This window comes from Brevundimonas sp. GW821-FHT02A10, assembly GCF_059422025.1.
Map to the genome: position 1 here is coordinate 79,082 of NZ_JBWKWC010000006.1, position 24,973 is coordinate 104,054.

General features: G+C 67.3%; 22 protein-coding genes, 1 tRNA gene and 1 pseudogene. 14 read left to right on the forward strand and 10 right to left on the reverse strand.

The window, feature by feature from the left end:
* The first annotated feature begins 177 nt into the window (after positions 1-177).
* The gene (locus tag AC07U0_RS15485) at positions 178-1,146 is read left to right on the forward strand and encodes a helix-turn-helix domain-containing protein (protein ID WP_494720868.1); all 969 of its coding nucleotides are present in this window, start codon (positions 178-180) and stop codon (positions 1,144-1,146) included.
* On the opposite strand, the gene AC07U0_RS15490 is transcribed toward AC07U0_RS15485, so the two are convergent.
* The gene (locus AC07U0_RS15490) at positions 1,143-2,372 is read right to left on the reverse strand and encodes a cation:proton antiporter domain-containing protein (protein ID WP_494720869.1); all 1,230 of its coding nucleotides are present in this window, start codon (positions 2,370-2,372) and stop codon (positions 1,143-1,145) included. The genes AC07U0_RS15485 and AC07U0_RS15490 overlap by 4 nt on opposite strands.
* Positions 2,373-2,690: 318 nt before the next feature.
* Here AC07U0_RS15490 and ppdK point away from each other — a divergent pair, with 318 nt between their 5' ends.
* The 4 genes from ppdK (at position 2,691) to AC07U0_RS15510 (ending at position 7,789) form a co-directional block, all read left to right on the forward strand.
* Complete coding sequence (ppdK, locus tag AC07U0_RS15495; RefSeq protein ID WP_494720870.1) at positions 2,691-5,381, forward strand: pyruvate, phosphate dikinase; 2,691 nt, start codon at positions 2,691-2,693, stop codon at positions 5,379-5,381.
* Positions 5,382-5,387: 6 nt separating this feature from the next.
* Positions 5,388-6,104 (forward strand): hypothetical protein, encoded by a 717-nt coding sequence (locus tag AC07U0_RS15500; protein WP_494720871.1) that lies wholly within the window; start codon positions 5,388-5,390, stop codon positions 6,102-6,104.
* 75 nt (positions 6,105-6,179) lie between these two features.
* On the forward strand, positions 6,180-7,085 hold the full coding sequence (locus AC07U0_RS15505) for a 2-dehydropantoate 2-reductase (RefSeq protein ID WP_494720872.1): 906 nt from the start codon (positions 6,180-6,182) through the stop codon (positions 7,083-7,085).
* Between the two features lie 176 nt (positions 7,086-7,261).
* Entirely contained in the window at positions 7,262-7,789 is a 528-nt protein-coding gene (locus AC07U0_RS15510) for a porin family protein (RefSeq protein WP_494720873.1), read from the forward strand.
* Positions 7,790-7,863: 74 nt separating this feature from the next.
* Here the strand turns inward: AC07U0_RS15510 and AC07U0_RS15515 are convergent, their stop codons facing one another.
* Complete coding sequence (locus AC07U0_RS15515; protein WP_494720874.1) at positions 7,864-8,145, reverse strand: hypothetical protein; 282 nt, start codon at positions 8,143-8,145, stop codon at positions 7,864-7,866.
* A gap of 200 nt (positions 8,146-8,345) precedes the next feature.
* Between AC07U0_RS15515 and AC07U0_RS15520 the strand changes: the two genes are divergently transcribed.
* Entirely contained in the window at positions 8,346-9,542 is a 1,197-nt protein-coding gene (locus tag AC07U0_RS15520) for a M48 family metallopeptidase (protein ID WP_494720875.1), read from the forward strand.
* 4 nt (positions 9,543-9,546) lie between these two features.
* Here the strand turns inward: AC07U0_RS15520 and AC07U0_RS15525 are convergent, their stop codons facing one another.
* From AC07U0_RS15525 to AC07U0_RS15540, 4 genes are all read right to left on the reverse strand, one after another.
* Positions 9,547-10,668 (reverse strand): beta-ketoacyl-ACP synthase III, encoded by a 1,122-nt coding sequence (locus tag AC07U0_RS15525; protein ID WP_494720876.1) that lies wholly within the window; start codon positions 10,666-10,668, stop codon positions 9,547-9,549.
* Positions 10,669-10,742: 74 nt separating this feature from the next.
* A complete protein-coding gene (locus tag AC07U0_RS15530) occupies positions 10,743-12,806 on the reverse strand; it encodes a capsule polysaccharide biogenesis protein (RefSeq protein WP_494720877.1) in 2,064 nt (687 codons plus the stop codon).
* 32 nt (positions 12,807-12,838) lie between these two features.
* A complete protein-coding gene (locus AC07U0_RS15535; RefSeq protein ID WP_494720878.1) occupies positions 12,839-13,684 on the reverse strand; it encodes an HpcH/HpaI aldolase/citrate lyase family protein in 846 nt (281 codons plus the stop codon).
* A 27-nt stretch (positions 13,685-13,711) separates the two neighbouring features.
* Positions 13,712-14,206, reverse strand: coding sequence for a GAF domain-containing protein (locus AC07U0_RS15540; RefSeq protein ID WP_494720879.1), 495 nt, complete (start codon positions 14,204-14,206; stop codon positions 13,712-13,714).
* 366 nt (positions 14,207-14,572) lie between these two features.
* Here AC07U0_RS15540 and AC07U0_RS15545 point away from each other — a divergent pair, with 366 nt between their 5' ends.
* Both AC07U0_RS15545 and AC07U0_RS15550 read left to right on the forward strand, forming a co-directional pair.
* Positions 14,573-16,003, forward strand: coding sequence for a tetratricopeptide repeat protein (locus AC07U0_RS15545; RefSeq protein WP_494720880.1), 1,431 nt, complete (start codon positions 14,573-14,575; stop codon positions 16,001-16,003).
* Positions 16,004-16,017: 14 nt separating this feature from the next.
* The gene (locus AC07U0_RS15550) at positions 16,018-17,640 is read left to right on the forward strand and encodes a hypothetical protein (RefSeq protein ID WP_494720881.1); all 1,623 of its coding nucleotides are present in this window, start codon (positions 16,018-16,020) and stop codon (positions 17,638-17,640) included.
* 1 nt (position 17,641) lies between these two features.
* Here the strand turns inward: AC07U0_RS15550 and AC07U0_RS15555 are convergent, their stop codons facing one another.
* A complete protein-coding gene (locus AC07U0_RS15555; RefSeq protein ID WP_494720882.1) occupies positions 17,642-18,808 on the reverse strand; it encodes an aminotransferase in 1,167 nt (388 codons plus the stop codon).
* A gap of 143 nt (positions 18,809-18,951) precedes the next feature.
* On the opposite strand from AC07U0_RS15555, the gene AC07U0_RS15560 reads away from it, so the two are divergent.
* A complete protein-coding gene (locus tag AC07U0_RS15560) occupies positions 18,952-19,089 on the forward strand; it encodes a hypothetical protein (RefSeq protein ID WP_494720883.1) in 138 nt (45 codons plus the stop codon).
* A 20-nt stretch (positions 19,090-19,109) separates the two neighbouring features.
* Here AC07U0_RS15560 and AC07U0_RS15565 read toward each other — a convergent pair.
* Positions 19,110-19,185: transfer RNA gene (locus AC07U0_RS15565), tRNA-Ile, on the reverse strand.
* 195 nt (positions 19,186-19,380) lie between these two features.
* Here AC07U0_RS15565 and AC07U0_RS15570 point away from each other — a divergent pair.
* Positions 19,381-20,142, forward strand: a complete 762-nt coding sequence (locus AC07U0_RS15570; protein WP_494720884.1) for an SIMPL domain-containing protein — start codon at positions 19,381-19,383, stop codon at positions 20,140-20,142.
* Between the two features lie 87 nt (positions 20,143-20,229).
* Entirely contained in the window at positions 20,230-21,471 is a 1,242-nt protein-coding gene (locus AC07U0_RS15575) for a dipeptidase (RefSeq protein ID WP_494720885.1), read from the forward strand.
* 530 nt (positions 21,472-22,001) lie between these two features.
* Here AC07U0_RS15575 and AC07U0_RS15580 read toward each other — a convergent pair.
* Positions 22,002-22,077: pseudogene (locus AC07U0_RS15580) on the reverse strand.
* Positions 22,078-22,506: 429 nt separating this feature from the next.
* On the opposite strand from AC07U0_RS15580, the gene AC07U0_RS15585 reads away from it, so the two are divergent.
* Entirely contained in the window at positions 22,507-23,193 is a 687-nt protein-coding gene (locus AC07U0_RS15585; RefSeq protein WP_494720886.1) for a hypothetical protein, read from the forward strand.
* A gap of 115 nt (positions 23,194-23,308) precedes the next feature.
* A complete protein-coding gene (locus tag AC07U0_RS15590) occupies positions 23,309-23,782 on the forward strand; it encodes a hypothetical protein (protein ID WP_494720887.1) in 474 nt (157 codons plus the stop codon).
* On the opposite strand, the gene AC07U0_RS15595 is transcribed toward AC07U0_RS15590, so the two are convergent.
* Positions 23,779-24,225, reverse strand: a complete 447-nt coding sequence (locus AC07U0_RS15595) for a tRNA (cytidine(34)-2'-O)-methyltransferase (protein WP_494720888.1) — start codon at positions 24,223-24,225, stop codon at positions 23,779-23,781. The two genes, AC07U0_RS15590 and AC07U0_RS15595, sit on opposite strands and share 4 nt — an antisense overlap.
* Before the next feature lie 198 nt (positions 24,226-24,423).
* Between AC07U0_RS15595 and petA the strand changes: the two genes are divergently transcribed.
* The gene (petA, locus tag AC07U0_RS15600; RefSeq protein ID WP_494720889.1) at positions 24,424-24,960 is read left to right on the forward strand and encodes a ubiquinol-cytochrome c reductase iron-sulfur subunit; all 537 of its coding nucleotides are present in this window, start codon (positions 24,424-24,426) and stop codon (positions 24,958-24,960) included.
* The last annotated feature ends 13 nt before the right edge of the window (positions 24,961-24,973 follow it).

The window sequence follows — 24,973 nt, forward strand, 5'->3', positions numbered from 1 at the left end:
GGGACAGGGTCTCGCCGACGCTGCAGGTCGGATATCTCTGCCGTCTCGCCGATTTGAAAATCGGCCAGAAAGAGTTGGGCGAGGGGTTTGACGCCGGGGGCGGCGGACCGACACAGTGCGAAAGACCGCGACGATCGCGGCCGACGGGATGACCGGATGGCGATGACGACCGCCTCTATGACCTCAGGGACAACCGGCCCGTGGCGCGCGCCCGGCCGACTGGCCGCCTATGGGATCGCCATGGCGGTGTCGTTCGCCTGCTATGCCGTCGGCCATGTGCTGAACGGCGCGGGCGGATTGGCCGGGCACCTGCTCGACATGATCGGGTTAGGCGCCTGCGGTTGGGCCTGGCTGATCGCGCGCGCCCTGTTCGATTCGGCGAAGCACGACGCCTGGTGGCCCCGGATCGTGGTGCTGGTTCTGGTCGTCAGCGGCGCCCTGACGGTGCTGTCCTTGCCGACGGGCCCGCGCCAGACCGCTGAGAATATCTATGCCCTCAGTGGATCAGCGGCCCTGCTGCTGACCTTCTTCGAGCCCTTCCATCGTTACCGGCGCGACTTGCCGCAGAGTGAGAAGCGGTTCCGGCTCGCCTTCGTGATCGTCTATGCGGCCCTGGTCACGGTTTCGATCCTGGCCCCGCACGGCCCGGCGGTGACGGCGGCTGCGGCGTATCGGCTGGACCTGATCAACAGCGGTTGCGCTTTGGGCGGCCTCGTCGCCGGGGCGGCGGCGATCGCGTGGCGGCTGCGGCATCCGCTGGCTGAGCTGGCGCGGCCCACGCGGCGTGCGCCGACGGCCGAGGATCAGGAGCTCGCCGCCCGTATCCTGCGGCTTCTGAAGGAACAGCAGATCCACGCCGAGCCGAACCTGAAGGTCGCCGACGTCGCCGCCCGTCTGGGCCAGCCCGAATACCGGGTCTCCCAATGCGTCACCGGTGTGCTCGGCTTCGAGAACTTCAACCGGATGATCAACCACCACCGCATTGAGCGGGCCAAGGCGCTGCTGCGCGACCCGGCTCGCCGGCCGATCCTCGACATCGCCTTCGACTGCGGCTTCGGCTCGGTCGGGCCGTTCAATCGCGCTTTCAAGGCCGAGGTCGGTGTGACGCCACGGGCCTTCCGCGCCTCGACGGGCGAACAGACCTAGACCACGTCCACCAGCTTCACCGGCTTGTCCGCGACCGGGGCGGGGGGCTTCGGCTTGCCGCCAAGACGATCAGTCAGGGCGAAGACGAAGGGGTTCAGCGAGATCGACAGCAGGGCGGCGGCCAGGATCAGGTCGTGGGTCTGCTGGCTCAGCGCGCCGAGAGAGACGCCCAGCGCGGCGAGGATGAAGCTGAACTCCCCGATCTGGGCCAGGCTGGCTGCGATGGTCAGGCTTGTCGCCTTGTCGAGCTTGAAGGCGAAGGTGATGGCCAGGGCCGCTACGGCCTTGCCGACGATGACGATGCCGAGGATGCCGAGCACGGTCAGCGGCTTGTTCACCAGGATCATCGGGTCGAACAGCATCCCCACCGAGACGAAGAACAGCACGGCGAAGGCGTCGCGCAGGGGCAGGGACCGCTCGGCCGCATTGTGACCCAGCGGCGAGGAGTTCAGCACCAGACCGGCCAGGAAGGCGCCGAGCGCGAAGGAGTGGAACATCCAGTAGGCGATGAAGGCGATGCCCAGGGCGATAGCCAGAACGCCGAGGGTGAACAGCTCGCGCGACTTGGTGTGGGCGATCCGGACCAGCACCCAGGGCAGGACGCGCGGGCCGATGAACAGCATGGCGCCGACGAAGACTGCGACCTTGCCCAGCGTCCAGCCGATCGACTTGGCCAGTTCGGCGCCGCTGAGTTCATGGCCAGGCTGGACGATCAGCAGTGGCAGCATGACCAGGGCGATGACGATGACCAGATCCTCGACGATCAGCCAGCCGACGGCGATGCCGCCGATCTCGCCCTTGACCTGCCGCCGCTCCTCCAGCGCGCGCAACAGCACGACGGTCGAGGCCACCGACAGCGCGAAGCCCATCAGCGCCGCCTCCAGATCGCCCATGCCGAGCAACCGGCCCAGCCCCCAGCCGAGCGCGGTCGCGGCGCCGATCTGAACGAGAGCCCCGGGCACGGCGACCTTGCGGACCTTCATCAGGTCGGCGGGTGAGAAGTGCAGGCCGACGCCGAACATCAGCAGGATGACGCCGATCTCGGCCAGCTGGGGCGCCAGCTCCGTATCGGCGACGAACCCGGCCGTATGCGGCCCGACGATGATGCCCGCCACCAGATAGCCGACCAGAGGCGACAGTTTCAGCCGGTTCGCCAGCATGCCGAACACGAAGGCGAGGACGAAGCCCCCGACCAGGGTGAGGATCAGGCTGTCGGCATGCGGCATCGGCGCTCCTTGAGGGGGCTCGTGGGTCTGATTGTGGTGAAGCTTTCAGTTGGGGCCTGAAGCGCCTCATGACAAGGTGACGCATTGTCTCGCATGCGGGACGCGCGCGCTAAACGAGTGGAATTACCCTTGCAGGGCAAGGAATTGATTGGCGCCCGGACGAGGTGCGGCCCATAAATTGTTACGGGAACCGCCATTTTCCTCACGCTTTGTTACAGCCCGGGCTCGCCTTCGCAGTCGCAGCAATGTAGTCAGGCGCGCAGGAGCGGGGGCAACCCGCCAACGACACGACAGACTGGCTAACTCAGGGGCTAAGGCATGACTCAGTGGGTGTACGGTTTCGGCGGCGGGTCCGCCGACGGCGACGCGTCGATGAAGAATCTTCTCGGCGGCAAGGGCGCGAACCTGGCCGAGATGTCTTCGCTGGGCCTGCCGGTCCCGCCGGGCTTCACCATCACCACCGAGGCCTGCGTCCACTACTATTCGAACGGCCAGACCTACCCCGAGACCCTGGCGGCCGAGGTCGCCGCAGGGCTGAAGAAGGTCGAGGGCATCGTCGGCAAGACCTTCGGTGACGCCGCTAACCCCCTGCTGGTCTCGGTGCGCTCGGGCGCGCGGGCCTCGATGCCGGGGATGATGGACACCGTTCTCAACCTGGGCCTCAACGACCAGACGGTCGAGGGGCTGGCGAAACTCTCGGGCGACCGCCGCTTCGCCTTCGACAGCTACCGCCGTTTCATCACCATGTATTCCAACGTCGTGCTTGGCCTGAGCCACGACGACTTCGAAGAGGTGCTGGACGACCACAAGGACCGTCTGGGCGTCACCGTCGACACCGACCTGTCGGCCGCCGACTGGGAGAAGGTCGTCGCCGAGTACAAGACCGTGGTTGAGCGCGAACTGGGCCAGCCCTTCCCGCAGGACCCGCAGGACCAGCTCTGGGGCGCCGTCTCGGCCGTCTTCGCCAGCTGGATGAACGACCGGGCCAAATTCTATCGCCGCATGCACGACATCCCCGAAAGCTGGGGCACGGCGGTCAACGTCCAGTCGATGGTGTTCGGCAATATGGGCGAGACCTCGGCGACGGGCGTGGCCTTCACCCGCAACCCCTCGACCGGCGACGCCCGCCTGTACGGCGAGTTCCTGATCAACGCCCAGGGCGAGGACGTGGTCGCGGGCATCCGCACGCCGCAGTCCCTGACGAAGGTCGGCCGCGAGGAGATGGGCGAGACGGCCCCCTCGATGGAAGAGGCCATGCCCGTGGTCTTCGCCGAGTTCGTCGACGTCGTCGGGCGGCTGGAAAGCCACTACCGCGACATGCAGGACATCGAGTTCACGGTCGAACAGGGCCGTCTGTGGATGCTGCAGACCCGCAACGGCAAGCGCACCGCCAAGTCGGCGCTCAAGGTCGCCGTCGACCTAGCCGCCGAGGGTGTGATCACCGAAGAAGAAGCCATCAGCCGCGTCGAGCCCGCCGCGCTCGACCAGCTACTGCACCCGACGCTCGACCCGAAGGCCGAGCGCAAGGTCGTCGCAGCCGGCCTGCCAGCCTCGCCCGGCGCCGCGACCGGCAAGATCGTTTTCGACGCCGATGCGGCCGAAAAGGCCAGCCAGCTGGGCGACGCCGTCATTCTGGTGCGTGAGGAGACAAGCCCTGAGGACATCCACGGCATGCATGCGGCGCGCGGCATCGTCACGGCGCGCGGGGGCATGACCAGCCACGCCGCGGTCGTGGCGCGCGGCATGGGGCGCCCCTGCGTCTCCGGCGCCGGCGAGATCCACATCGACGAAGCCGCCCAGACCTTCACGGCGCGCGGCCGCGTCTTCAAGGCCGGCGAGGTGATCACCATCGACGGGTCGAAGGGCGAGGTGCTGGACGGCGCCGTGGCCATGATCGAGCCCGAGCTGACCGGCGACTTCCAGACCCTGATGAGCTGGGCCGACAAGGTCCGCCGCCTGAAGGTCCGCGCCAATGCCGAGACCCCGCTGGACGCCCGCACCGCGCGCGGCTTCGGCGCCGAGGGCATCGGCCTTTGCCGCACCGAACATATGTTCTTCGACGAAGAGCGGATCGCCGCCGTGCGCGAGATGATCCTGTCCGACGACGAGGCCGGCCGTCGCGTCGCCCTGGCCAAGATCGCCCCGTTCCAGAAGTCGGACTTCGTCGAGCTGTTCACGATCATGGCCGGCCTGCCGGTCACCATCCGCCTGCTCGACCCGCCGCTGCACGAGTTCATCCCGCACACGGACGAAGACATCGACGCCCTGGCCGAGACCTCGGGCATCGACGCCGCCAAGTTGAAGAAGCGGGCGCGCGAGCTGCATGAGACCAACCCGATGCTGGGCCACCGGGGCGCTCGCCTCGGCGTCGCCTATCCGGAAATCTACGAGATGCAGGTCCGGGCCATCCTCGAAGCCGCGCTCGAGGTGAAGAAGACGGCGGCCGAGGCCCCGATCCCCGAGATCATGCACCCGCTGGTCGCCCTCGGTCTGGAAATGAAGTTCCTGCGCGAACTGACCGACCGGACCGCCAAGGCCGTCTTCGCCGAGGCCGGGGACACGGTCGATTATCTGGTCGGGACGATGATCGAACTGCCGCGCGCGGCCCTGCGCGCCGCCGATCTGGCCGAGCACGCCGAGTTCTTCTCCTTCGGCACCAACGACCTGACCCAGACGACCTTCGGCATCAGCCGCGACGACTCCGGTCGGTTCCTGCAGGCCTATATGGACAAGGGCATCTTCGAAACCGATCCCTTCGTCCGCCTCGATCAGGACGGCGTCGGCGATCTGATCCGCATCGCGGCCGAGCGCGGCAAGACGGTGCGTCCGGACATCAAGATGGGCATCTGCGGCGAGCACGGCGGCGATCCGTCGTCGATCGCCTTCTGCGAGACCGTGGGCCTGACCTATGTGAGCTGCTCGCCGTATCGCGTGCCGATCGCCCGTCTGGCCGCCGCCCAGGCCGCCCTGTCCGTCCGCTCGGGAACGGAACGCGAAAAGGATCGCTAACAGGGCATGCCCGCCCCGCACCTGACCTGGACCGTCCTGCCGCATGGCGAATTGACGCCGGTCGATGAGGGGGTGCTCACGGTGGTGGGCAAGATCGGCATGCCGATGGGCCAGCTGGATCGTCGCATGACGGTGGTGCGTCTGGCGGACGGCGGACTGGTCATCTTCAGCGCTATCGCCCTGGAAGAAGACGAGATGGAGCGGCTGGAGGCCTTCGGGACGCCGGCCTTCCTGATCGCGCCGGACGCCATGCATCGGCTGGATGTCGGCATCTGGAAGGACCGCTATCCGGACGCACAGGTGATTGCTCCCGCGGGCGCGCGCGACAAGGTCGCCGAGGTCGCTCCCGTGGACGAGGTCGCCGCTGATTTCGGGGATCCCGATGTGACCCTGCTCGATGTGGCGGGCACGGAACAGCAGGAACTCGCGCTGGAGGTCCGGCGCGCAGACGGCCTCACGCTGGTCCTCAACGACATCGTCGGCAATATCCGCGACGCTCACGGCCTGTCTGGCGCCTTCCTGAAGCTGACCAAATTCGCCGGCGACGAACCGCATGTGCCCAAGCCGGTCAGGAAGATGATCAAGGACAAGGCCGCGCTTGCCGCCCAATTTCGCGCCTGGGCCGCGCGGCCGGAGCTGAAACGCATTCTGGTCTCTCACGGGGAGATCATCGCCGACGATCCTGCCGGCGCCCTGAACCGGCTGGCGGACTCCCTGGACTGACGCCCTGAACCAGCTTGGCGCGGTTGTGACGGTTCACCGGTGTCATTAGATGGGCGTCCCAGCCGGAGCCCTGCCATGACCGCATCCAAACTGTCCGTCGCCGTCGTCGGTCCCGGCGCCGTCGGCGGAACCATCGCGGCCTGGATCTCACGTAGCCCCCTGGTCGGCGACCTGACCCTGTGCGCCCGGTCGCCGCTGGACCGGCTGGTGGTCGAGGCGCCCGACGGGGCGATCATCGAGGCCGATCCGCGCGTGGTCACTGACCCCGGCCAGATCACGGCGCCCGTGGATTGGGTTCTGGTCGCGACCAAGGCCTATGACGTGGCGTCGGCCGCCGCCTGGCTGAAGCCTCTGCTCGGTCCGGAGACCCGGGTCGCGGTGCTCCAGAACGGCGTGGAGCACGTCGAGCGTTTCACCCCCTTCCTGCCTGCCGACCGCATCGTGCCGGTGATCGTCGACGTGCCGGCCGAACGGACGGCGCCGGGCCGCATCCAGCATCGCCGCAACGGCACCGTCACCGTCCCGGCCGGGGAGGCGGGCGAGGCCTTCGTCACCCTTTTCGCCGAGAGCGTAATCGAGGCTTCAACCACTGACGACTTCCTGACCGCCGCCTGGACCAAGCTGTCACTGAACTGCGCCGGGGCGATCAACGCACTGACCGGCGAGCCGGGCGGGGTGGTGCGGGCCGAGGGCATTGCGGACCTGACCCGCGAACTGGTGTGGGAGTGCGTGCGTGTCGGCCGGGCTGTCGGCGCCGATCTGGGCGATCACATCCCCGACTGGGTGGTGGAGCGGGCGATGACCTCGCCGGCGGACTCGGTCAACTCCATCCTTGGCGATCGACTGGCAAGGCGGCCGATGGAATGGGATGCGCGCAACGGCGTCATCGTCCGGTTGGGCCGGATCCACAGCGTCGAGACCCCCGCCAACGCCATGGCCTCGACCCTGCTGGCGGCGGTCGGATGGTCGGCCGGATGCTGATTTCTGCGACGGTTATGTAACGGCCTTCCGCGAACGCGGTCTGTGTCAGTTGGCGCACACTTACCGGACTGTAATGGTTTGGCCTTGGAACGGCCAAGCCGCATGCCCATTTAACAACTCGCTGGATGGGGCTGATGACCTCGCAAGTCATCACATCTAGGAGTTAATAAGAAACAATGCGTAACATTCTTCTCGCTACCGCTGCTCTCTCGCTGTTTGCTGTTCCTGCTATGGCGCAGACTGTGACTTCGCCGACCTATTACGGCACTCTGGGCTACACTCAACTGGACACCGACAATGCCGATCTCGGCGCGGTGACCGGCCGCGTGGGCGCCAAGCTGCACCCGAACTTCGGCGTCGAAGCCGAAACCTCGTTCGGCGTCGGCCATGACGACGTCAATGTCGCCGGTGTCAGCGGCAAGGTCGAGCACCGCTATGACGTCGCCGGCTATGCCGTCGCCAGCCTGCCGGTGACCTCCAACATCGACCTGTTCGCCCGCGCCGGTTACGGCGTGACCGAGGTCAAGGGTTCGGCCGCCGGCATCGCCGCCAGCGACCACCTGACCAGCTGGAACTACGGCGCCGGCGCGACCTACAACCTGGACGCCCGCAACGGCATCCGCGCCGACTACACCTATCGTGACTTCCAGCACGACCAGGGTGGCGCCGACACCTATGCGCTGAGCTTCGTCCGCAAGTTCTGATCGCGTACGTCGGAAACGACAAAGGGGCGGCTCGCGAGAGCCGCCCCTTTTGCATGTTCGGATTGCCGGCTTCGTCAGCCTGGTTCGGCGATCAGGGCCCAGCGCATCGAGCCCTCGCCGAAGGGGCGGGTGAACCACTGGGAGTAGCGTTCGAAGGCCTCGACCACGGCGTTCCGCAAGTCCGGCGCGACGGGTTCGCCGCGGTTGCGCTTCATGGCGGCAACGCAGTCGATGACGACGTTCTGATGGGCTGAACCGCCCAGACTCTTGAGCACCAGCGCCACATCGCGGGCGAGGGATTCCAGGAACGAAAGTTTCTCGTTCGGCGCTGCAGAATTCTTCTGGTTCTGGCTCATCGGTCAGGTCACCCCACGTGCACACAGTCTCGATTCAAGTCTTCCTCGCAAACTCGCCCCCTGCGTGCAAGCGGGGCCGGGGGCTTTGCGGTAGAATGTTTGTGAAGCGGCCTGCCTTTCGAGCGCCGCCTTTCTTCGAATTTAGCTGACAAACCCCGCGACCCGGCGTCCTCTGCCCCCTTCAAAGAGGGGGCTCAGACATGACGACATTCGATCCGGACGCGGCGACCGCCGCCTGGTTGGCGACGCTTTCGCCGGCCGATACGGCCAAGGCGGTGGCCTATACCCAGGGCGGGCACTGGCTGATCCTGTGGGGCTTCGTGGTCTCCATCGTGGTCGCCTGGATCATCGTCCGCACCAATCTGCTCGGGCGGATCCGCGAGGGCATCGAGAAGCGTAAGGCCCGGCCGGTTCTGGCCTCCTTCCTCGTGGGCCTTGTCTATCTGGCCTTCAGCTGGGTGCTCAACCTGCCGTGGTCGATCTACACCAGCTGGTATCGCGAGGGTCAGTACGGCCTGACCGAGCAACCCTTCATGGGCTGGTTCGTCGAGGGGCTGATCAGTGCGGCCATCTCGACGGTGGTGATGTCGCTGGTTCTGGTCGGGCTCTACGCCCTGATCCGGCGTGCGCGGAAGCTCTGGTGGGCGTGGGGCGCGGCCCTGATGGCCGTGGTCATCGTCATCGGTCTGGTCGTGTCGCCGATCCTGATCGAGCCCCTGTTCAACACCTATACGCCCGCGCCGAACGGCCCGGTCCGCGATGCGGTTGTGGCGCTCGCGAAAGAGACCGGCACCCCGTCGGACAAGATCTATATCTACAATGGGTCCAAACAGTCGGACCGCTACACCGCCAATGTCTCGGGTCTGTTCGGCTCGGCGCGGGTGGCGATGAGCGACGTCATGTTCGCCAAGGGCGCCGACCTCGCCGAGGTCCGCGGCGTCGTGGGTCACGAGATGGGCCACTATGTGCGCGGCCATATCCTCTGGATCGTCGGCGTGATGATCGTCCTGGTCGCCCTGGCCTTCTGGCTGACCGACCGTCTCTATCCGGTGGCGAGGAAGCTGCTGGGCGCGAACAAGGTCGGCGACATCCGCGATCCGGCGGGCCTGCCGATCGTGATGGCGGTGCTCGCCTTCCTGGGCTTCATCGGCACGCCCTTGATGAACACCCTGACCCGCGTCACCGAGGCCGACGCTGACCACTTCTCACTGGTTCACGCCAATGAGCCGGACGGCCTGTCCAAGGCCCTGATCAAGACGGCGGAGTATCGCGCGCCCTCGCCGGGCAAGCTGGAGGAGATCCTCTTCTATGACCACCCCAGCGTCGGCAATCGCATCCACAGCGCCATGATGTGGAAGGCGACGCATCCGGCGGGAACGCCGGCGGCGAAGCCTTGAGGGGCTAGGCGCGCTTCCTGACGAACACGGTGCCGGCTGAATAGCCGGCGCCGAAGCTGCAGATCAGGCCGGTGTCGCCGGGTTCGAAGCCGTCGTGACGCAGGTGGAAGGCGATGATCGACCCGGCCGAGGAGGTGTTGGCGTATTCGTCCAGGACGATGACGTTCTCTTCCGGCGTCGGGTCGCGGCCCAGCACCTTGCGGCCGATGAACTCGTTCATGTTGATATTGGCCTGGTGCAGCCACAGGCGCTTGAGTTCGTGCGGATCGAGGCCCAGCTCGCCGGCGTGGTCGACGATCATGTCGGACACCATCGGCACCACGTCCTTGAACACCTTGCGGCCCTGCTGGATGAACAGCTTGTCCGGCTTGCCGATGCCCTCGGGCGCCGCGTTGTTCAGGAAGCCGAAATTGTTCCGGATGTTGTTCGAGAAGACGGTCTTCAGCCGGGTGCCCAGGATATCCCAGCCGCCGGGTCCGGCCTGATCCTTCGCCTCGACGATCACGGCGGTGCAGACGTCGCCGAAGATGAAGTGGCTGTCGCGGTCCTTGAAGTTCAGGTGGGCCGAACAGACCTCGGGGTTGACCATCAGCACCGCCTTGACCGAGCCCGAGCCGATGAAGTCGGCGGCGGTCTTGATGCCGAAGGTCGCCGAGGAGCAGGCGACGTTCATGTCGAAGCCGAAGCCCTCGATGCCCAGCGCCTGCTGGATCTCGACGGCCAGAGCCGGGTAGGGGCGGGGCATGTTCGACGCGGCACAGAGCACGGCGCCGATCTCGCTAACCGGCTTGCCCCAGGCCTCGATGGCCTGTTTCGCGGCGGCGACGGCCATCTCGGCCATGATCGACAGCTCGTCGTTGGAGCGTTCGGGGATGTTCGGCGCCATCCGCTTCGGGTCGATGATCCCGGCCTTGTCGAGCACGAAGCGCGACTTGATGCCCGAGGCCTTCTCGATGAACGGCACCGAGGAATGGGTCAAAGCCGCGACGTCGCCCTCGGCGATTTCCATCGCGTGGTCGGCGTTCCATTGGTCGGCCCAGGCGTTGTAGGCCTCGACCAGCTCTTCGTTGGAGACTGACTGTTCGGGCGTGAACAGGCCGGTGGCGGCGATGACGGACGGGATCATATCTACTCTACCCTGACGCTCGACGGGCGGCGCCTCGGGCACGAGGGGGCGGTCCGTTCTTTTTCTGGACCCGTCTAATAGGCCGGTGGAGGCGTCTGGTCGAGAGAGGCTCTGATCCCTCTCCACCACCGGTTTATCCGGCCGCGCGGCGGGGCGGGCAGGGGCGTATCGCGCGCCGCGATCAGGGCCTCGACCAGATCCTCGGCCTCGCACGGCCAGCCCGTGGGCGTAACGTAGAGCGGATAGTCGATCAGGGTCGCGTGCAGCAGGTCTTCCAGCGAAACCTTGCGGCCCCGGCGTTCGAACGGCCCGGTCCGGTCATCGGTCAGACCCCATCCCGCATAGAAGGGCCGGCCATAGGTGGTCACCGCCTTGCCGCGCATCAGGGCCTCGAACCCCGACAACGAAGTCAGGGTGACCAGCCGGTCGCAGGCGTTCAGACAGTCGATGATGTCGAGATCGTCGGCGACCGCGTCCACCGCATCCATCGCCCCGGCGTCCAGAAGTCCCGGGCGGTTGCCCGCGGTGACGTCCGGGTGGTTGCGATAGATCAGATGCGCGTCCGGAAAGTCCCGCCGCGCCGCCTCGACCAGCCCGGAGTTGGTGCGGATGTCGGTGCAGCCTAGCCGGATCGAGCGGTCGTTCTCGACCTGGCCCACGACCAGCAGCCGCTCCCGGTCCGTCGGCCATCCAGCGGGCGGTTCGCCCTTCAGATTGTATTTCGACAGCCCGGCCTCGACGATCCGGTCACGCAGCCGCGCGGCGCGGCTCAGGGCCGTGGCGTCGTAGTCCTTGGTCGCGATCAGCGTCTCCAGACGGCTGGGGCCGGTGGCGTCGTAATAGACGCCCAGATCGTCCAGCACGACCGACAGGGCGCCGAAGAAGTCCGAGCCCAGGCCGCGCGAGCGGATGAAGCCGTCCTCCATGCGCACCGTCGGCGCCGTGGTCGCGGCGGCGGCCTGAAGGATCGGCGGGCTCTCCTTGCCGGCCCACCAGATGAACTTGCCGTGGCGTTCCTCGGCGGCTTTCGCGGCGTTGCGGGCGAACCAGTGATAGCGGACCTCGCCGCGCGGGGAGTTGAGCAGCTTGCGGATCGGCGGGCGCTTGGCCGGGGCGAAGCCGGCGGCGGCCCAGAAGCCCTGCAGCCGCCCGGCCCGGTCGCGCAGCCGGATCAGCCTGTCCAGCGCCTGCTCGGCCTCGCAGCGCTTGCCCGTGATCGGATCGACATAGCGGGTGTAGCGGATCAGGGCGGCGGCGCTGACCTGTTCGATCGTTCGCGTCTCACCCCGGCGACCTGTGTCGACGGCGTCCGTGGTCAGGCCCCAGCCGGAATAGAAGGGCGCGCCGAAGCAGCGGACCGGCAGGCCGCGCAACAGGGCCTCGAACCCCAGAGCCGAGGTCACGACATAGACGGCGTGCACATGGGCCAGCAGGTCGGCGGGCCGGACGTCGGTGTCGATCAGGGTGACGCGGTTCAGATCGGCCGTGGCGATACAGCCCTGTTTGCGCCCAGCCGCCACCGCGGGATGGCGTTTGACGATCAGTTGGGCGTCCGGCTCGTCGCGGCGCGCGGCGGCGATCATGTCGCTGAACGACTGGGTCGTCGCCATTCCGTAGCCGATCGAGGCGTCACCCAGGGTCTGGTCCACGATCAGGACGCGCCGGCCGGGCTTGAGCAGGCTCTGGTCCAGCGGCCCGCCCATATTGGTCTTGGACACGCCAGAGGCCACGATCCGGTCGATCAGGCCGCGCGCCCGGGCCGTCAGGGCGGCGTCGCACCAGTCGGGCGCCGTGCGGATCAAATCCTCCAGCCGCGAGGGCCGGGTCGCGTCGTAATAGACGCCGAGGTCGTCGACGATCAGGCTCAGCGAGGTCGCCCCGCTCTCGCCAAGACCGACCGAGCGCAGGAAGCCATCCTCGAGCGCCACGTAAGGGATGCCGCGTTTCTCCGCGAGCCGCCGCCCGGCCGCCGCCGTCGGCTTCATGCCCCAACCGAACACGGCCTTCACATCGGGGCCGGGCAGGGCGCCGAGGGCGTAGTCCGGCAGAAACTCGGCCAGAAACGGGACCTTGAGCACGCCGGGCGCGCAGACCCAGGCGGGGGTCTTTGTCGATGATGAGAGGGGCGAAGCAGTCACGGTTCGTGTCTACGGGCGGTCGCGGTTCGCGCCTAGCCCCCGCTGGCCATCCGATGCCGCTTCAGCAGCCGCTCCGCCGAGGCGAGATGCAGCCGTTCGACCATGGCGCCGCCCACGCGGATCGCGCCCTTGCCGTCCGAGGCCGGGTCGGCGAAGGCGGCGACGATGGCCTCTGCCTGGGCCACCTCGGCGGGTGAGGGGGCGAAGGCGGCGTTGGCGACAGCGATCTGGGACGGATGGATCAGGCTCTTGCCGTCGAAGCCGTAGAGCCGGCCCTGCGCGCATTCGGTGGTCAGGCCTTGGGCGTCCTCGATGCGGTTGAAAACTCCGTCCAGCACGGCCAGTCCATGCATCCGCGCCGCCGCCACCGTCGCCGCCAGCCAGGGCTTGAGCGGTTCGCGATCCGCAGACGGACCCGTCCCCAGCGTCGCCGCCAGATCATTCACGCCCAGCATCAGGCCCGCCAAGGCCCCGCCGGCCCCGGCGATGCTCTCCAGCCGCATCAGGGCCGCCGGGGTCTCGATCATGGCGATCAGGGTGGCGCTTGCGGGCAGGGCGGCGTTCAGGGCGCGCACGGCCCCGGCGCTCTCGACCTTGGGCGCGACGATCAGCCCGACCTCGGTCCCCGCCAGCGCCTTGAGGTCCTCGACGCCCCATTCGGTGTCGAGCCCATTGATCCGCACGCCCAGCCGCGGCCCGAAGCCGCCAGCGCGAACGGCCTCGACGGCGGCGGCGCGGGCCTCTGCCTTCATCTCCGGCGCGACGGCGTCTTCCAGATCCAGCACGGCGACGTCGCAATCCAGCGTCCGCGCCTTCTCGATCGCCCGCGCGTTCGACGCCGGCAGATAGAGAACGCTTCTCCAGAGTTCGGTGGTCATGCGGTCGGTCCCTCGCTCGCCCGAAACCTAGGCGGCGAAGACGGCCTTGAGCAAACGCTCCAGGGCCTCGGCGTCCACTTCGTCGAAGGCGGCCTTCTCGGTCGCATCCACGTCGAAGACGGCGATCAGGGCGCCCGAGGCGTCGAACACCGGAACCACGATCTCACTCTCCGAACGGCTGTCGCAGGCGATATGGCCCGGGAAGGCATGAACATCTTCAACGAGCTGGGTCTGGCCGGTCTCGGCCGCCGTACCGCAGACGCCGCGCCCGAAGGCGATCCTCAGACAGCCCAGGGTGCCCTGATAGGGGCCGACCACCAGTTCACGCGGCTTGTCGGCGTCCACGACATAGAAGCCGGTCCAGAAATAGGCGTCGAAGGCGTCCGCCAGCATGGAGGCGACCGTCGCCATCCGGGCCGTACAATTCGTTTCCCCATCCAGAACCGCCAGGATTTCGGCCTCGACCTCGGCATAGGCCTGGGCTTTGTCGGCGGGACGGTCGGATCGGGCGACATAGGACATCGGGAGGCTCGCGGGCGTCGAAAGGGGGCGTGAAGGGCGCATATAGGCCTCTTCGGTGCGCTCCGCGACCTGTGCGCGTCTTGACGCACTCGCCTGTGAGGCGAGCCCCGCAAGTCACTGAAATCCGGGGGTAAGTCCCGCAGAGTCGCAATTTGGTCGTTATGCGGCAACGCTTTGTTGCAAAAGCGCGTTAACCATACTGCAAAGTCACTAGACCCGAACGCCGGTTTGCGGAATGGTTAACACCGCTAGTTTGGCTAAGGTCGCGTGGCGCATGGGGATTCGGGGACGGGGATGAGCGAGGGGGACGACAATCATCGGGCCGGCCACCGAGCTGGCCAAGGCTCTGAACGGGGCTCGCGCAACATGCGCGGGCCGCTGACGGCTGTCGCCGCCATTGTGGCTCTGGCCGTTGTGGCCGGAACCGTCGCCAGCTGCGGCGATCACGGCCCGACCTTCTGGCGTCAGGGCGGGGGCGGCAACGCCAACGCCTGTCCGCGCCCCGCCTCCCTGACCGGATCTGAATTCAACGCCCAGGAAGCAGGCCTGCGCGCCCTGCGCCGGGCGGCCTTCCGCGGCGACTTCTTCGCCCAGCTCGAGCTGGGTCAGCGCTACGCCGCCGTGCGCGCCACCGACAAGAATATCGAGGATCCGATCGAAAGCTCGGTCTGGACCGGCATGGCCCTGGCCAACGACCAGGGCTATTCGCCGATCAACCGCGCCGAGCGCCGGGGCATGTTCGGTCGTCTGCGCTCGCTGTCGCGCTACGATGACTGTCGCGCCTGGGAACGCCACGAGGCCTACAACCGTCTGGACGGCCAGCTGTCGCGCATGTCGCGCGACGAGCAGGAAGAGGTCCGCGACCGGATGATCTACATCCTGTCGACCCAGGACGCCCAGGGCTTCCGCACCCTGGCCCGACTGCACGATTCCCTGTTCGGCCCCTTCGGCGAGCCCGAGGACAATCCCGAAGGCCGCGAGGCCTATGGCCGCAAGGACGGAGCCAGCCGCGACGAGCAATGGCGCGGAACCCGCTATTCGGCGGTCAATCTGTTCCAGCGCAACGACGTCGACGCCTATCTCTACAACTACCTCGCAGTTCAGACGGGTGACGTCGGCGCCTATGTCCTGCTCAAGGACTTCGAGCGCTCCTCGCCCAGCCGTGCGGCCTCCGGCGCCTTCGTCGAGGCCAAGGCCCGCCAGTGGGTGCCGCCCTACGAATTCTATCCCAACGACGCCCCGGCCTCGGGCGTGCCCTTCTCGGACGAGAGCCGTCCGCGCGGCGACGCCTATGACTACGCCCTGTCGCGGATGCAGACGGAGATGCCATTCGTCCACGTCGGGCGGGCGCTCAAATATCTGGGCGTGGTCTCGGTCGTGCCGACCGAGCCGAACCGCCTGACCAAGCACGAGATCGAATCCTTCGAGGCCATGCTGGGCCATCCGATGGATTCCTACCTCTCGCCGCTGGAGAAGGTGCGCGCCATCCAGCTGGCGGCTATGAACGGCTCGTCCGAGGCCCAGCTGGTGCTGGCGGTCATGTATTCCGAGGGCATCGGGGTGCCCCCCGACTACGCCCGCGCCTTCCACTGGTATTCCCTGGCCGACAAGCAGGGGAATCCGGAGGCCAAGTTCGCCATGTCCACCTTCTTCGCCCTCGGCGTCGCCGGGGTGGCGGATCAGGACAAGGCCGAGGCTGTCGCCTACCGCATCGATTCCGCGCTGGCGGGCTTCGGCCCCTCGGCCTCGCGCCTGCAAGCCGTCCTGGCCCAGGTCTCCCGCTCACCGCGCCGCTAGGAGGCGACTTTCCGATGAAGACGCCGCCGGCTTCCACGTTCCGCCTCCTGACCCTGGCCGCCGCTGCGACGGCCTTGGTCTTCACCGCCTTTGACGCCGCCCCGGCCGCCGCCCAGACCGCGGCGCGGGTCGAGGCGCAGACCCGGCCGAATTTTGGCCTGCTGCTCAGCCCCTCAGCCGGGACGCGCAACCGAAACCATCGCCGCTACGACTACCGCACCTACCGGCCTGACTATCGCCCCGACTGGCGTCCCGGTCCGGGCGCCGGCTGGGGCCCCGGCTACGGCCCGGGCACCGGTCCGAACGAGGTCGTGGTGACCTGTGGCGGCAATCCGGGCAGCGGCGCGATCGAGAATGCCGTGCGCCGCGTTCCGGCGGGCGGCACCCTGACCATTCGCTCGAACGGCGGCGCCTGCGTCGGCTGGATCAACATCGACAAGCCCATGACCGTGCGCGGCTCGGGCACATACGCCGGCCAGATCACGCTTCAGGCGCCCGAAGGCCTGCCCTGCATCACCGTGGCGCCCGGCGTGCGCGCCGTGATCACGGATCTGGCCATGGCCGCCCCCTCCGCCGGCGACGCCCCCTGTGTGGCGGGCGACGAGGCGACGGTGGTGCTGGATCGCGTCTCCCTGCGCTATGTCGGCAATGAATCGCCCTTCCTGATCCGCGGCGGGCAGCTGGACATCCGCAACAGCTCGATCGACGCCAAGACGATGTCGCCGGCCATCCTGGTCGAGGACGGCACCCTGACCGCCGTCAGCGTCAATGTGCTGAACGCCCAGTCGGGCATCGAGGTCGCGCCTGGCGCGGGCGGGCCGTCGCTGATCAGCTCCGTTTATCTGACGGGTGAGCACAATCCGTCCAACTTCGGCCCGCGGTCCATCGGGGTGAACGTCCGCTCGCGCCGCGAGATCGGCGAGCTGAACATCGTGAACAGCCGGATCTGCGGCTATAATGAAGGGGTCGCCGTCGACGGCACGCGCGTCAGCGTCCAGGGCTCGAAGATCTGCCTCGCCGACAAGGGTCTGGTCGTTTACGGCGGCGAGGCCAAGCTGGACGATTCCCGCGTCCGGGCCCGTTACGTCGGGGTCTATGCCGACGCCGGCCGGGCCGTGGTGACCTCCAGCATCTTCTCGGGCGTGGACCAGCCGTTCTACGCCGGGCCGCGCGGCGACATCGACGCCAACCGCAACCGGGTCTGGTCGCGCGGCGACATCTGCGCCCCCGACTTCCGCGACGAATATCGCGGCCGCTACAGCCCCGACTGGAACGGCCGCCGCCGCGACGACCGCTTCACCTGCATGACCCGGCCCTATCCGCAGCAGTGGTGGGCCGAGGAAGAGGGCGCCCTGGGCCTGCCCTACGTCAACGACGCCTACACCTTGCCGGGTCTGGCGCGGTTCAACGCCGGCTGTGGCTGGTACAGCCGCGATGGCGGGTTCATCGACGAGCCGCGCTACTTCGGCGAGGTCCGCTGGGGCCGCCGCAACCCGCCGCTGCCCTATGCCGCCGATCCCCGCTACGACCGTGGCTGGATCCGCCAGCAGGAGCGGCTGCGCGAGGACTCCTGCCGATTCGCCGCCTCGCCGGGCCCCGGCCCGCGCGGACCAGACGGCCCGGGACCGGGATACTGACCTAGCCGGCCAGGGCGTCCCGCGCCCGGCCCAGCCTGACGATCGCCTCGTCCAGCACGGCGTCGGCCTTGGCGAAGCACAGGCGCACGATTCCGGTCGGCCGCCCCTCGCCGGTCATGAAGGCCGAGACCGGGATGGCCGCGACCCCGAACCCGGTCACCAGCCGAAGGCAGAAGTCCTCATCGTCCAGATCGACGCCTGACGCCTTCAGGTCCACGCACAGGAAGTAGGTCCCTTCGCTGGCCGTGGTGACATAGCCCCGCGCTGTCAGTCCGGCGGCCAGCCGGTCGCGCGATCGTTGCATCTCGGCCCGCAGGGTCGTGAACCGGTCTTCCGGCCAGGCCAGCCCCTGCGCGACCGCGGTCTGCAGATTGGGGGCGGTGGCGAAGGTCAGGAACTGGTGCGCCTTGGCGACCGGATCGACGACTTCGGGCGCGCCGCAGACGAAGCCTATCTTCCAGCCGGTCAGGCCGAACATCTTGCCCGCCGAGCCGATCTTCAGGGTGCGCCCCGCCATCCCCGGTTCGGCCAGCAGCGACCGGTGTTGGCGGCCGTCGAAGATCACATGCTCCCAGACCTCATCGCTGATCGCGATCAGGTCGTGCTCGACGCAGAAGCGGGCGACGGTCGCAATCTCCTCCGCATCGAAGGCCCGGCCGGCGGGGTTCAGCGGGTTGTTGAACATCAGGGCCCGGGTCTTCGGTCCCGCGACGTCCTTCAGCAGGTCTTCGGTGATCCTCCACTCGGGTGGGCTCAACCGGACCCGCACGGCGACCCCGCCGGCCCGCTCGATCAAGGGCACATAGGCGTCATAGACCGGCTCGAAGACCACGACCTCGTCGCCGGGCCGGACCACCGCCAGCACCGAGGCGGCGATGGCCTCGGTCGCACCCGAGGTGATCAGCACGCCTTCGGTCGTCAGGGGAACGCCCTGCAGCCGCCCATAGTGCTCGACCACGGCGGCGCGCAGCTCGGGCAGGCCGCGCGAGGGGGCGTACTGGTTGGAGCCATGGAGCACGGCGTCGGCCGCCGCCTGCCTCAGCTCCTCAGGGCCCGGCGCATCGGGGAACCCCTGACCCAGGTTGATCGCCTCGTGGGTCCTCGCCAGACCCGACATGGTCTCGAAGACGGTGGTGGGCATGTTCTCGAAGACGGGATGAAAGCGCATGCGCCGAGCCAAGCCCGGGAACGCTCCGGTTTCAAGGCCCCGGAACACCCGCTGGGGTTCCTATAACTTTGGTACGGGTCTCGATTAACCCTGTTCCTCAACGGCTCCGCTTGTGGGCAGGGTGGCGCCGGGAGGACTAAAAAATGCTGATTCTGGTGTCCGTTATCGCGCCCGTGGTTGTCGCCTGCTTCGTGCTGCCGACGATCCGCGACACCCTGGTCATCCACGATCGCCTCTACGGCCGTCAGCGGATGCGCAGGCAGAATCGCGATCACCACTGAGGCGACTGGCCCAAAGGCTTTGGTAGGCCTGGAGGGACTCGAACCCCCAACCAGACCGTTATGAGCGGTCGGCTCTAACCATTGAGCTACAGGCCCCCAAGGTCGAAGGGTGGGCCTAGCAGGCGAGGGCCCGGCTGCAAAGCCGCCTCCAGTCTGTCGGCGATTTCATCCCGATGAACGAAGCCTGACCGTAATGCTGACGTCGTCGTTCAGGAGGAAGGGTCCAAAGGAACACTCATGGCGGTCACGCATTTCGCGGGCCGTTAAGGTTCGTTCCCAGGAGACCCCCAGATGACCCTCAAACTCCGCACCCTGGCCGTCGGCGGCGCCCTGATGGCCGCGACCGCCCTGACGGCTCCGGCCGCCTTTGCTCAATCCGTCGGCAATGCTCCGGTGAGCAGCACCATCCAGATGATCCAGACCCAGCCGTCGCTGAACCTGTCCGCGACCGGCGAGGTCAAGGTCGCGCCCGACATGGCCACCATCACCTTCGGCGTGGTCACCGAGGCCGCGACGGCCCAGGAGGCCATGGCCCTGAACGCGACGCAGATGACCCGGGTCGCCGCCGCCCTGCGCCGGGCCGGGATCGCCGAGCGCGACATCCAGACCTCGGGCCTGAACCTTCAGGCCCAGTACGACTACGTCCAGAACGAACCGCCCAAGCTGCGCGGCTATCAGGCCACCAACCGGGTCACGGTCAACATCAACGACCTGAGCAAGGTCGGCACGACGGCCGACGCCGTGGTCGCCGCGGGCGTCAACCAGATCGACGGCATCTCCTTCGGCCTCAAGGATCCGAAGACCGCCGAGGATCAGGCGCGCCGTCTGGCCGTCCAGGCCCTGCAGGCCAAGGCGCGGCTCTATGCCGAGGCGCTCGGCGTCCAGCTGGGCGGCATCCGCTCGCTGAACGAGGGCGGCGGCTATGCGCCCCAGCCGCCGATGCCGGTCTTCGCCATGGCGCGGATGCAGTCCGCCGGCGCCGACTCGACCCCGGTCTCGGCCGGCGAGCTGTCGGTGAAGATCGACATCACGGGCGTCTACGACATCCGCTAAGCGGACTTCGTTGATCAGGTGAGGGCCGGGGCGTTGACGCGCCCCGGCCCTTGGCCTGTTCTGGGCCTCCCCAACCGGAGGTTTCTGATGATCCGCACCGCCCTTCTGACCGCGATTTGCCTCGCGGCCGTCGCCGGCCCTGTTCTGGCGCAGGATGCTGCCGGGGAGGCGAGGGTGCTGGAGATCCTCAAGACCACCCCGCTGATCGACGGGCACAACGACCTGCCCTGGGCCCTGCGGGAGAAGCACGGCAACGACCCCCGCGCGGTCGATCTGACGACCGACCTCACCGCGACGGGGCTGCACACCGACATTCCCCGCCTGCGCGCGGGCGGGGTCGGGGCCCAGCTGTGGTCGGTCTATGTCCCGGCGGACATCACCCCCGCTGAGGCGGTCAAGGAGACCTTCGAACAGATCGACACGGTGCGCCGCATCGTGGCCGCCCATCCGGACGTGTTCGAGCTGGCCACGACGGCCGACGACATCGAACGCATTCACCGGTCCGGCAAGATCGCCAGCCTGATCGGCATGGAGGGCGGCTATTCGATCGACGATTCCCTGGGCCTGCTGCGGGAGTTCCAGGCCGCCGGGGCGCGCTATATGACCCTGACCCATTCGAAGACTACCTCTTGGGCCGACAGCGCCACCGACGCGCCGAAATGGGGCGGGCTCAATCCGTTCGGCGAGGCGGTGGTTCACGAGATGAACCGCATCGGGATGATGGTCGACCTCTCCCATGTCTCCGAAGAGACAATGCTGGACGCCATCCGGGTCTCGGAGGCGCCGGTGATCTTCTCCCACTCCTCGGCGCGGGCGGTGACGGGTAACCGGCGCAATGTGCCGGATACCGTGCTGAGGCTGATGCCCGCGAACGGCGGCATCGTCATGGTCACCTTCGTGCCAGGCTTCGTCAGCGCGGCCATCGCCGACTGGAACCGGCAGTTCGGGGAGGAGGCGACCCGTCTGGGCGCCGACCCCTCGGCCGAAACCCTGGACCCGGCGCTGGCGGCCTGGGCCGAGGCCCATCCGAAGCCTCACGCCACGATCGCCGACGTCGTGGCCCATATCCAGCATGTGAAGGACGTCGCGGGCATCGATCATGTGGGTCTGGGCGGCGACTTCGACGGGGTCGACAGCCTGCCCGACGGCATTACCGGCGTGGACGCCTATCCGGAGATCCTCGCCGCCCTGATGGCCGCCGGCTGGACCGAGGCCGACATCCGCAAACTGGCCGGCGAAAACATGCTGCGGGTCATGCGGGCCGTCGAGGCCGTGGCGCGGTCCAAGGCGGACGAGCGGCCGGGAATGGCGATCAATACGGCGGGGTGAAGTGGCCGCGCCGCGAAAAGGGCGGCCAGACCGTGCCAAACCGTGCCAGTCGTGGCGGTGTCAGTGCGCGAAACAGGGTGACAGACTGCCAGATCCTGCCACCGATATCGGGCGATTTCAGTGGGTTAGGTTTTTCGGCGTCTCGCGGACTGCCAGATTATGCGAAATTCGGACGCCGAACCTGAGGGCGGCTCGGGACGGGGTGCGATGTCAAAGACCGCCGTGGAGGTGGGAGGGGAGGGGGAGCGGTGCAAGGCGGATGTAGGATTAAATTCTTATTTTGTCGGAAGGGGCCCCAAACTTCGTCATCCTCCGGCGAGCGCAGCGAGACCGGGGGACCCAGCGGCGCCGAAGGCGATCTGGTCAGCCAGGATATTGAATCCTCGTGTCCGCACGGGTTCGCGCTGTCGCGCGCCGCTGGGTCCCCCGGTCTGCGCCGCAAGAGCGGCTTGCCGGAGGATGACGAAAGACGAGATGGGCATTAACCGCGAGGCCGATTTGCAAAGTCCACGAGGCCGTAACGCAATAGCGGCCAACGACAGGGATCGAACCTGCACCCCGGGAGGATCGCTGCTGCGATACGTCTACCTATTCCGTCACGTCGGCGGTTCGATCATAGCATGCGCGTACAGGCGGCGCGACGGTTCGCAATGAGCGTGAGGCACCCACGCCGACATGCCCCCGTCATCCTCGGGCACGACCCGAGGACCCGGCGTTGAGTTCGGTGGCCCGTCGGCGCTGGCCCGCGACCCGTGACGATCGCATCCGGCCATCCGCGCGCTGACTCGTGGGGCCTCGGGAGGGGCCCGAGGATGACGCATATTGGATGGATCGGCCCGGAAACCACCTCAGGCAGCAAGGAACAATCCACTAACAAGCGTCAAAAACTGCTACACGGAAACCGACGATGCAGTGACGGAAAACCCAGTCCCCGCCTGAACTCAGGGCAAGTTCTCATAGGCGTGTTTTGATGCCGCCTCTTTATCTAGTATTAGGGGCCAATACAGCTACACCCCGAGGAACGGATACACCGCCTTGCGCCAGAGCGAGTTCATCAACAAGCGCCAGTTCGATCAGCTAGACTACTCGATCCGATTTGCTGCTGAGATCGGTCTTCCCCTGAACACGATGACAACGATCCAGTTTGGAGCAACAGCGTGTGAGCCCGAAAACGTCGGGCCCGCAATCCGTCGTCTTATCAGGGGCTACTTCACGCCGTGGCTTCGACCGACGCGCGCCTATCCCGTCGATCACCGCCCTGCCGCTTGGTACTATGTCGTTGAGAACGTCCACGAGCATGATCATCATCCTCATGGAACCCATGTCCATTGGGTGGCGCACATTCCGGAAGGCCGTCGCGCGCCATTTGAGACGAAGCTCCCGCATTGGGTGCGGCGCGTCGCGGGAGAGGTATTTGACCGAAACGTCGCCATACATGTCCGTGACGCGGACACGCCACGAGGCGCTGCTCGATACTTTGGTAAGGCACTAAAGCCCCACGATGCAAAGCGTCGGCGGATCCGTCCAGAACCCCAAGGTCTAGTCTTTGGTCGCCGGTTGTCCATTAGCGAGGCGATCAACGTCACGGCCATAAACGAGCATCGCAAGCGGCTTCGGGCGGCAAGCGTCGCCCCGAACAGTGTGGCCGCCGAAGCGCTGGCCTCGCCTTGGCCGGCGAACGATGCTGATCGCTACGCCGATGTCCCTTGGCAATCCGCTTAGGGCTGATCTGATCTCCTGATCCAACGATGCCAGCCCCGCTGACGAAACCTGATCCCCGCTTGCCTCCCGCGGTGGCACCTCCATCTGATTTCCGGTGGCTGTCGGAGGGTGACCCGTGTCCAGGTTCGAGATGTTTCTGGCGGCCCGCGATCCCTGGCGGCTCGGCACCCTGTATTTCAGGACCCGGAGCCGACTGGCCCGGCTCGGGCGGCAACTCCGGTATCAGCCGATGCCCCGGGGCGGGTGGGGCGAGGGGTGGCGGGTGCTGGTGTTCCGGTACGGGCAGCGGGGCGAGCCGCCTCAGGAACTGCATGTGCTGGCGCCGGTGCGTGGCGAAGCCTTCGACTGGGAGCGGTTGAAGCGTATGATCCGGGGCGAGATCCGGCCGGTGTTCGCGCATGAGGCCGGCGTCCTGACCGGAGAGATGCGCTGGGCGGGCCACCATATCGGCGTGACGACCGAGGCATTCGGGACGCAGAGGCTGCCGATGGCCCCGCTGATCCCCGGTGACTACCGCGGGGGCGTGGACGTGGGGCTGGTCCTGCTGGACGTGCGGGCGGCGGAAGGCGTCGAGGACGGTGGGGTCTAGGCCGGGCGCACCTGCCGCAACCCCTCCCACAGCCCGATCCCCGCGCTGACCGACAGGTTCAGCGAACGCGTCTCCGGGCGAATCGGGATGAAGACGCGGGCGGCGGCGGCGGCGTGGACGTAGTCGGGGGAGCCGACGGTCTCGCGACCGAACAGCAACACGTCGTCGGGTTCGAAAACGAAGTTCGACAGGCTGGTCGCGCCCCGGGTCGTGAACAGGACCAGCCGGCCGGGCGCGCGGTCGCGCTGGAAGGCGTCCCAGTCGGAATGCCGTGTCATATGGCCCAGAGGGCCGTAATCGAGGGCGGCGCGCTTCATGGCGCGGTCGTCGAAATTGAAGCCGACGGGCTCGATCACATGCAGTTCGACGCCGAAACAGGCGCCCAGGCGGATGCAGGCGCCGACATTCTGCGGGATGTCCGGTTGAAAAAGGGCGAGACGCATTCTAAGCCCCTAATACGCGTGGCCTGGGGGCTTGTCGCGGTCCAATTTGCGACTGTTTCGCAAGAAGCATCAGCAGCTTGCGGGCAATGACCGTGGGACGGGCCGGGTTAACCCGCGTGACTTCGCAAGCGACATACTGCCGACGTGACGGCTCCACTTTCGGGTGTCCGGGGACGACGGCCAATAAGAGGGTGAAACGTGGCCGAACCGGTCGTTACAGAGGGCGTCGAGTCTGACGCCACCCGCCGTGACTTCATCCATATCGCAGCCGGGGCCATGGCCGTCGGCGCGGGGGCGATGGTGGCCTGGCCGCTGATCAACCAGATGAATCCGGCGGCGGATACGCTGGCGCTTTCGACCATCGAGTTCGACGTGTCCAAGGTCCAGGAAGGCCAGCAGGTCGTCATCACCTGGCAGGGCAAGCCCGTGTTCGTGCGCTATCGCACGGCCAAGGAAATCGCCGAGGCCGTCAATCCGACCGGATCCCTGAAGGACCCGGAAGAGGACAGCGCCCGCGTGAAGCCCGGCCATTCCAAGTATCTGGTGGTCATCGGCTCGTGCACCCACCTGGGCTGTATCCCGACCTTCGGTTCGGGCGAGTACGGCGGCTGGTTCTGCCCGTGCCACGGCTCGGTGTACGACACCTCGGGCCGCATTCGTAAGGGACCGGCGCCGAAGAACCTGGTGGTTCCGGACTACGCCTTCCTGACTGACACCCGCATCAAGATCGGTTGAGGCCAGACCAGAC

Coding starts and splice junctions, on each gene's coding strand:
- AC07U0_RS15485 (WP_494720868.1), top strand. CDS start 178: ATGACCTCAGGGACAACCGGCCCGTGGCGCGCGCCCGGCCGACTGGCC.
- AC07U0_RS15490 (WP_494720869.1), bottom strand. CDS start 2,372: ATGCCGCATGCCGACAGCCTGATCCTCACCCTGGTCGGGGGCTTCGTC.
- ppdK (WP_494720870.1), top strand. CDS start 2,691: ATGACTCAGTGGGTGTACGGTTTCGGCGGCGGGTCCGCCGACGGCGAC.
- AC07U0_RS15500 (WP_494720871.1), top strand. CDS start 5,388: ATGCCCGCCCCGCACCTGACCTGGACCGTCCTGCCGCATGGCGAATTG.
- AC07U0_RS15505 (WP_494720872.1), top strand. CDS start 6,180: ATGACCGCATCCAAACTGTCCGTCGCCGTCGTCGGTCCCGGCGCCGTC.
- AC07U0_RS15510 (WP_494720873.1), top strand. CDS start 7,262: ATGCGTAACATTCTTCTCGCTACCGCTGCTCTCTCGCTGTTTGCTGTT.
- AC07U0_RS15515 (WP_494720874.1), bottom strand. CDS start 8,145: ATGAGCCAGAACCAGAAGAATTCTGCAGCGCCGAACGAGAAACTTTCG.
- AC07U0_RS15520 (WP_494720875.1), top strand. CDS start 8,346: ATGACGACATTCGATCCGGACGCGGCGACCGCCGCCTGGTTGGCGACG.
- AC07U0_RS15525 (WP_494720876.1), bottom strand. CDS start 10,668: ATGATCCCGTCCGTCATCGCCGCCACCGGCCTGTTCACGCCCGAACAG.
- AC07U0_RS15535 (WP_494720878.1), bottom strand. CDS start 13,684: ATGACCACCGAACTCTGGAGAAGCGTTCTCTATCTGCCGGCGTCGAAC.
- AC07U0_RS15540 (WP_494720879.1), bottom strand. CDS start 14,206: ATGTCCTATGTCGCCCGATCCGACCGTCCCGCCGACAAAGCCCAGGCC.
- AC07U0_RS15545 (WP_494720880.1), top strand. CDS start 14,573: ATGCGCGGGCCGCTGACGGCTGTCGCCGCCATTGTGGCTCTGGCCGTT.
- AC07U0_RS15550 (WP_494720881.1), top strand. CDS start 16,018: ATGAAGACGCCGCCGGCTTCCACGTTCCGCCTCCTGACCCTGGCCGCC.
- AC07U0_RS15555 (WP_494720882.1), bottom strand. CDS start 18,808: ATGCGCTTTCATCCCGTCTTCGAGAACATGCCCACCACCGTCTTCGAG.
- AC07U0_RS15560 (WP_494720883.1), top strand. CDS start 18,952: ATGCTGATTCTGGTGTCCGTTATCGCGCCCGTGGTTGTCGCCTGCTTC.
- AC07U0_RS15570 (WP_494720884.1), top strand. CDS start 19,381: ATGACCCTCAAACTCCGCACCCTGGCCGTCGGCGGCGCCCTGATGGCC.
- AC07U0_RS15575 (WP_494720885.1), top strand. CDS start 20,230: ATGATCCGCACCGCCCTTCTGACCGCGATTTGCCTCGCGGCCGTCGCC.
- AC07U0_RS15595 (WP_494720888.1), bottom strand. CDS start 24,225: ATGCGTCTCGCCCTTTTTCAACCGGACATCCCGCAGAATGTCGGCGCC.